Raw genomic sequence first — 5,325 nt, forward strand, 5'->3', positions numbered from 1 at the left:
CGCACGGCACTGGAGTCCGTACTGCTTGCCCTCGACAGTGCGCGCGTAGTACCACCAGTCGCCCATGCGGGCCGGCACGGACATGTCGGTTTCCTGGGTCCGCGACTTGATTTCCCCGAAGATCGATTCACGCAGCGGCGCAAGGTGCGCGGTCCGCGCCTCGGTCCAGCCGTTCTCGGCCTCCAGGTAGGCGACGACCTCCGGATCGTCCTTGTCGCGCAACCACTCGTAGTCGTCGACGAATGTGTGACCGTGGTGGACACGTTCGGAGGGAACCTTCTTGGCGACCGGTGGGGTCGAGTTCGGGGAAGTCATCTGCGTTCAGCCGATCCAATCGTCGAAGGAAAGCCCGGAGATCCGTTCGTACGCCTCGATGTAGCGCGCACGCGTCTTGTCGACGATGTACTGCGGAAGCGCCGGCGGAGGGGTGTCGGATGCGCGGTCCCATCCGGATTCTTCGCTGGTGAGCCAGTTGCGGACGATCTGCTTGTCGAAGCTCGGCTGCACCTTTCCTTCCTCGTACTCGGCCGCGTCCCAGTAGCGCGACGAGTCGGGGGTGAGCACTTCGTCGGCGAGCACGAGGTTGCCGGCCTTGTCGAGGCCGAATTCGAACTTCGTGTCGGCGAGGAGGATGCCGCGCTCGGAGGCGTACATCGCGGCGCGGTCGTAGATGTCGAGAGTGTCCTGGCGCAGTTTCATCGCCAGGTTCAGATCGAGTTTCTCGACGACCTGCTCGAAGCTGATGTTCTCGTCGTGGTCGCCGAGCGCCGCCTTCGTCGCGGGCGTGAAGATGGGCTCGGGCAGCTTGCTGGCCTCGACGAGGCCCTCCGGCAGTGTCACCCCGCACACCGTTCCGGTGGCCCGGTAGTCGAGCAGGCCGGAACCGGTGAGGTAACCGCGGGCCACGCACTCCACGGGGACCATCTCGAGCCGCTTGACGATCAGGGCGCGGCCGAGAACGTCCTCGGGGATGCGCTCGTCGTCCGGTTCACCGGCGAGATGGTTGTTCGCGTCGAGCAGGTTGAAGAAGAACACGCTCATCGCCGTCAGCACCCGTCCCTTGTCGGGGATCGGGGTGGACAGGACGTGGTCGTACGCCGAGATCCGGTCGCTCGCGACGAGCAGCAGGTGCTCGTCGTCTACGACATAGAGATCGCGGACCTTGCCGCCGGCGAGGTGAGAGTAGGACTCGAGTGAAGGACGCACGCTGCCACCCTAGTGGCCCGAACCGCCGGGCACCGCACGCCGTGGTGGATATCCCATCGACGACAATGGCAGGATCCGGCACCTGGATTTCGTACCGGTCGAGCACTGGGCCGGAAACGAGAACGGGAGTGAGATGGGTGCATCGTCGAGGGTGGACGTCGGTTTCCGCTCGGAACGGGGGCCGATCCTCGTCGCATTGATGCTCGCGACCGCGCTGGTGGCGCTCGAGAGCACCATCCTTGCGACGGCGGTGCCCACGATCGTCGCGGACCTGGGCGGATTCACCCAGTTTCCGTGGTTGTTCTCGAGTTACCTGCTGACTCAGGCCGTCCTGGTGCCCGTCTACGGGAAGCTGTCCGACCTCTACGGGCGCAAACCGATGCTGCTGTTCGGCATCGGAGTGTTCGCATTCGGTTCGGTGCTGTGCGCGCTCGCGTGGAGCATGCCCGCGTTGATCGCGTTCCGGGCGCTCCAAGGGCTCGGAGCGGGCGCCGTGCTTCCGATGGCGCAGACCATCGCCGGAGACATCTACACAGTTGCCGAACGCGCCAAGGCACAGGGCTACCTGGCAAGCGTCTGGGGCATGTCGGCGATCGTCGGTCCCGCTGTCGGCGGACTGTTCGCCGATTTCCTGTCGTGGCGCTGGATCTTCTGGGTCAACGTGCCCCTGTGTGCGCTGGCGGCGTGGGTCCTGCTGCGCAGCTTCCACGAGAACAATCGGGGCGGGGCAGCCCGCCCGGTCGACTGGGCGGGGGCCGCGACGCTCGCGGCCGGCGCGGCACTGCTGATCCTGGGCCTGCTCGAGGGGGGCCAGTCGTGGGGGTGGACGTCGGCGCCGAGCCTCGGAATCTTCGCGGCGGGGTTCGCCTTCCTGGCTCTCTTCGCGTGGATCGAGACGCGCGCCCCCGAACCGATCCTGCCGCTGTGGGTTCTCACCCGCCGGGTGCTCGTCACCACCAGCATCGTCTCGTGCCTCGTCGGCGCGGTGGTGCTGGGACTGACCTCGTACGTGCCGTCGTTCGTGCAGGGATCGCTGGGGACGACAGCGGTGGTCGCGGGCTTCACGCTCGCGACCATGACGATCGGCTGGCCGATCGCGGCGGCGCAGTCGGGCCGGCTGTATCTCCGGATCGGATTCCGCAACACCGGTCTGGTCGGTGCCGTGCCGCTGGTGACCGGCGCGATCCTGCTCACCCGAGTCGGATCCGGCTCGTCGGCGTGGCACGTCGCCGGTTGCTGTGTGCTGATCGGCCTGGGTATGGGTTTGATCGCGAGTCCCGCACTGATCGCGGCGCAGTCGAGCGTCGGATGGGCCGAGCGCGGCGTCGTGACGGGTGCGAACGCGTTCGCCCGGGCACTCGGCAGCGCGGTGGGTGTCGCGGTGTTCGGTGCGCTCGCGAACGCGTCGCTCGCCCGCTCGGGGGTCGCGGACGACGCCGTCGTCCCGGATCCGCAGCAGCTCGCCGATTCGATATCGGCGGTGTTCGGAGCCGTGCTCGTGGCCGCGTTGGCGCTGGTCGTTGCGGTGTCGGTCATTCCGCGCCGGTTCGCGTCCGGCGCTGCGGGTTCCGCTGCCGACGCCGAGGCGGACTGAGACCGCGACACGATCTTTGGGCAGGGACATCCGGTGGTTCATCGCAACGGCGCGCCCGCCGGTACGACCACACATCTGCTGGACGCGGCGACGGCCGTCGAAATTCCCGAGGGCGATGTCAAGAAGTTCGCATGGGTGTCGGCCGAATCGAAGACGGTGATCGCGATGCGCAAGTGGCTCCGCACCGACGCCGGGTTCGACCGTAGGGCGACATTGGTCATCGGCTACTGGCGCCACGGCATGACCGAAACCGGGTACGGGAAGGCCACCGACCACGACCGCGTCGACGACGAACACGACCTCGAAGTGCCCAGGCACGGACATGGGCACGGGCTAGTGCCACCTGGTGCGCCCGGATTGTCGAGATTGTTACGTACCCGGCTGTTTTGTTCTGCGCCGTAATCGGGCACCATCTCACCGGTGAGGACGACAAGCGGCAACAACGAAGCCACAGACGAAGTGACGTATACCCCGCTCGCATCGGCCGACCACGCAGCACACCAGCTACGGAACGCCACGTCGATGCAGGATACGGCCGACTACGACTCGCTACGCGCGGCGATGGACGCGGAATACTACTGGCGTGGCGTCACAGAGACATTCCGGATCGCGGACGAATCGTTCCGGGCGGTGGCCGCAGCGACGGGCGACCGGCAGGACATCTCGGCGCACGTGATGGCGCGGGCAGCCGATTGGGTGGGGACCATCGAACTGGCCGCCGAGGGAACGCGACTGTACGGGGCGCTGGTGGCCTACACCCAAGGGGTGGGCGACGGTTATGCGGCGATCGAATTGTGGGCGCACGGCGTCCGGACCATGCACTACTGACTGCTGTGCCGCACCGGTTGCTACTGCGGACGCCGCTCGAGATGCGGGCGGTCCCAGTGTGCGAGCTCGGCGGCGGCGTCATACGTGTCGCGTAGAAATCGCAGCAGTTCCGCGTCGGGGTCGGTGGCCGTGCGCACCGCCTCGTACGGCAACAGGAACTCACCGAGCTCGGCGGAGTAGTACGCGGCATCCGAGCGCACGCGATGGTCTGCATAGCCCTCCGGTGCGGGGTAGGCATAGGAGTAGAAGGCGCCTTCGTCTCCACCACCGGGCCAGAACCCGCAGCTGCTCAGCTCGTGCGAATAGGCCTCGACCATCACCCGGTCGGGGCAGTTGGGGATGCCACCGGGATGCGGTGGCGCGATGCGGCCGGAGAATCGGGTACAGGCGAGATCCATTGCTCCCCGGAAGAAGTAGACCGGATTGATCTTACCCAGGAAATCCGCGCGGAACTCCTGCAGGACACGGTCGGCCCGGAGCAGTTGCCGCCAGAAGAGGTGCGCCGCATCGGGGTCGTAGGCGTCGTGTTCGTGGTCCTGCGCGAACGGGATCGCCGGGTCCACCTCGTTGGGGGCGCCCTGGATGTGCGTCGCGATACCCAACTGGTCCAGGGCGCCGAGGGTGCGGGCGTAGAAATCCGCCACGGGCTGCGCGGTGAGCGGGACGACACGGCTGCCGCCGTCGCTCGAACGGATGCGCAGGTTGTGCTCGCAGAAATCGAACTCGACGTCGAAGACGCTGCCCCCGTAGGGAATCGAAGATGTGCCCAACCCGCGCGGAGTGACGTACAACGTCGTCTGCCACCAGTGATTGACCATCGGTGAGTGAACCAGCCGGATCTTGCCCACGATCTGCAGCCACATGTGCAGGGTGTCGCGAGTCGCAACCCAGTCGGCAACGCGCAGGCTCGGCCGATCCTCACCGGGAACCACTACAGATTCGCTCACGACGCCTCCCACGGTTCGGGAATCGACCCTACTCGTCCCGGCCACCGATCGGGCGTGGTCGAGGGCATTTACCCCACGTCTCGGATCGAGGTGGTCGGCAATTGCGGTCGTCGAAGCGGCGGGAACGTCGGCCGTAGCGCACTGCGTCGTTGCTGCATAACGCAATTCGCCACCGAGGTGCCCGGGTCGAGTACCTCGTCGGCAAACGCCGGAATCAGCACAGCGGATATTCCAGGCGAAGCGGAGCGTGTGCTGTCGCTCATGCATGCCATAGTGGGCGCATGCGGTCGACCTGCGCGCTCTACATCGATGCGGGATACCTGCTTGCCTCGGCCGCCACCCGCGTCACCGGCACGTCGCTGCGCAGCGGGATCCACGTCGACTACTCGACGCTGATCAGCTCGTTGGTGGACACCGCGCAAGACCGATCGGGTCTGCCGGTGTTGCGGGTGTATTGGTACGACTCGGCCCGCAACGGCATTCCCGATGCGCAGCAGGAACGCATCGGTGAACTGTCCAAGGTCAAGCTTCGCCTCGGCCGTTTCGGCGTCAACGGCGAGCAGAAAGGCGTGGACCTGCGCATCGGCCTGGACTTGGTGACTCACGCCCGCAACGGAGCGTCGGATGTGTTCTTCCTCGTCTCCGGCGACGACGACCTGACCGAGGCCGTCGAAGAGGCCCAGGTTCACGGAGTTCAAGTGGTGCTGCTCGCCGTTCCGACCGCCGTGGGCACCTCGCACGGGGTCAGTC

Annotated in this window: 6 protein-coding genes and 1 pseudogene; 4 read left to right on the top strand and 3 right to left on the bottom strand. The window is 66.6% G+C overall.

Annotated elements, in window-relative coordinates:
- Nucleotides 1-315: pseudogene (locus Q8814_RS24140) on the bottom strand (oligopeptidase B); the annotation flags it as partial.
- A gap of 6 nt (nt 316-321) precedes the next feature.
- Entirely contained in the window at nt 322-1,206 is an 885-nt protein-coding gene (locus Q8814_RS24145) for a phosphoribosylaminoimidazolesuccinocarboxamide synthase (RefSeq protein WP_330154502.1), read from the bottom strand.
- 133 nt (nt 1,207-1,339) lie between these two features.
- Here Q8814_RS24145 and Q8814_RS24150 point away from each other — a divergent pair, with 133 nt between their 5' ends.
- From Q8814_RS24150 to Q8814_RS24160, 3 genes are read left to right on the top strand one after another with little or no spacing between them, the layout of a single operon-like run.
- Nucleotides 1,340-2,800, top strand: a complete 1,461-nt coding sequence (locus Q8814_RS24150; protein WP_330154503.1) for an MDR family MFS transporter — start codon at nt 1,340-1,342, stop codon at nt 2,798-2,800.
- Between the two features lie 33 nt (nt 2,801-2,833).
- Nucleotides 2,834-3,202, top strand: coding sequence for an SIP domain-containing protein (locus Q8814_RS24155; protein WP_330154504.1), 369 nt, complete (start codon nt 2,834-2,836; stop codon nt 3,200-3,202).
- 18 nt (nt 3,203-3,220) lie between these two features.
- Entirely contained in the window at nt 3,221-3,628 is a 408-nt protein-coding gene (locus Q8814_RS24160) for a hypothetical protein (RefSeq protein WP_330154505.1), read from the top strand.
- Between the two features lie 20 nt (nt 3,629-3,648).
- Here Q8814_RS24160 and Q8814_RS24165 read toward each other — a convergent pair whose 3' ends face one another.
- The gene (locus Q8814_RS24165; protein ID WP_330154506.1) at nt 3,649-4,575 is read right to left on the bottom strand and encodes a DUF5996 family protein; all 927 of its coding nucleotides are present in this window, start codon (nt 4,573-4,575) and stop codon (nt 3,649-3,651) included.
- A gap of 281 nt (nt 4,576-4,856) precedes the next feature.
- Between Q8814_RS24165 and Q8814_RS24170 the strand changes: the two genes are divergently transcribed.
- A partial coding sequence (locus Q8814_RS24170) for an NYN domain-containing protein (protein WP_330154507.1) occupies nt 4,857-5,325 on the top strand: 469 nt, incomplete at its 3' end.

It is taken from the genome of Rhodococcus chondri (genome assembly GCF_036327435.1).
GTDB classification, from domain to species: Bacteria; Actinomycetota; Actinomycetes; order Mycobacteriales; family Mycobacteriaceae; genus Rhodococcus; species Rhodococcus chondri.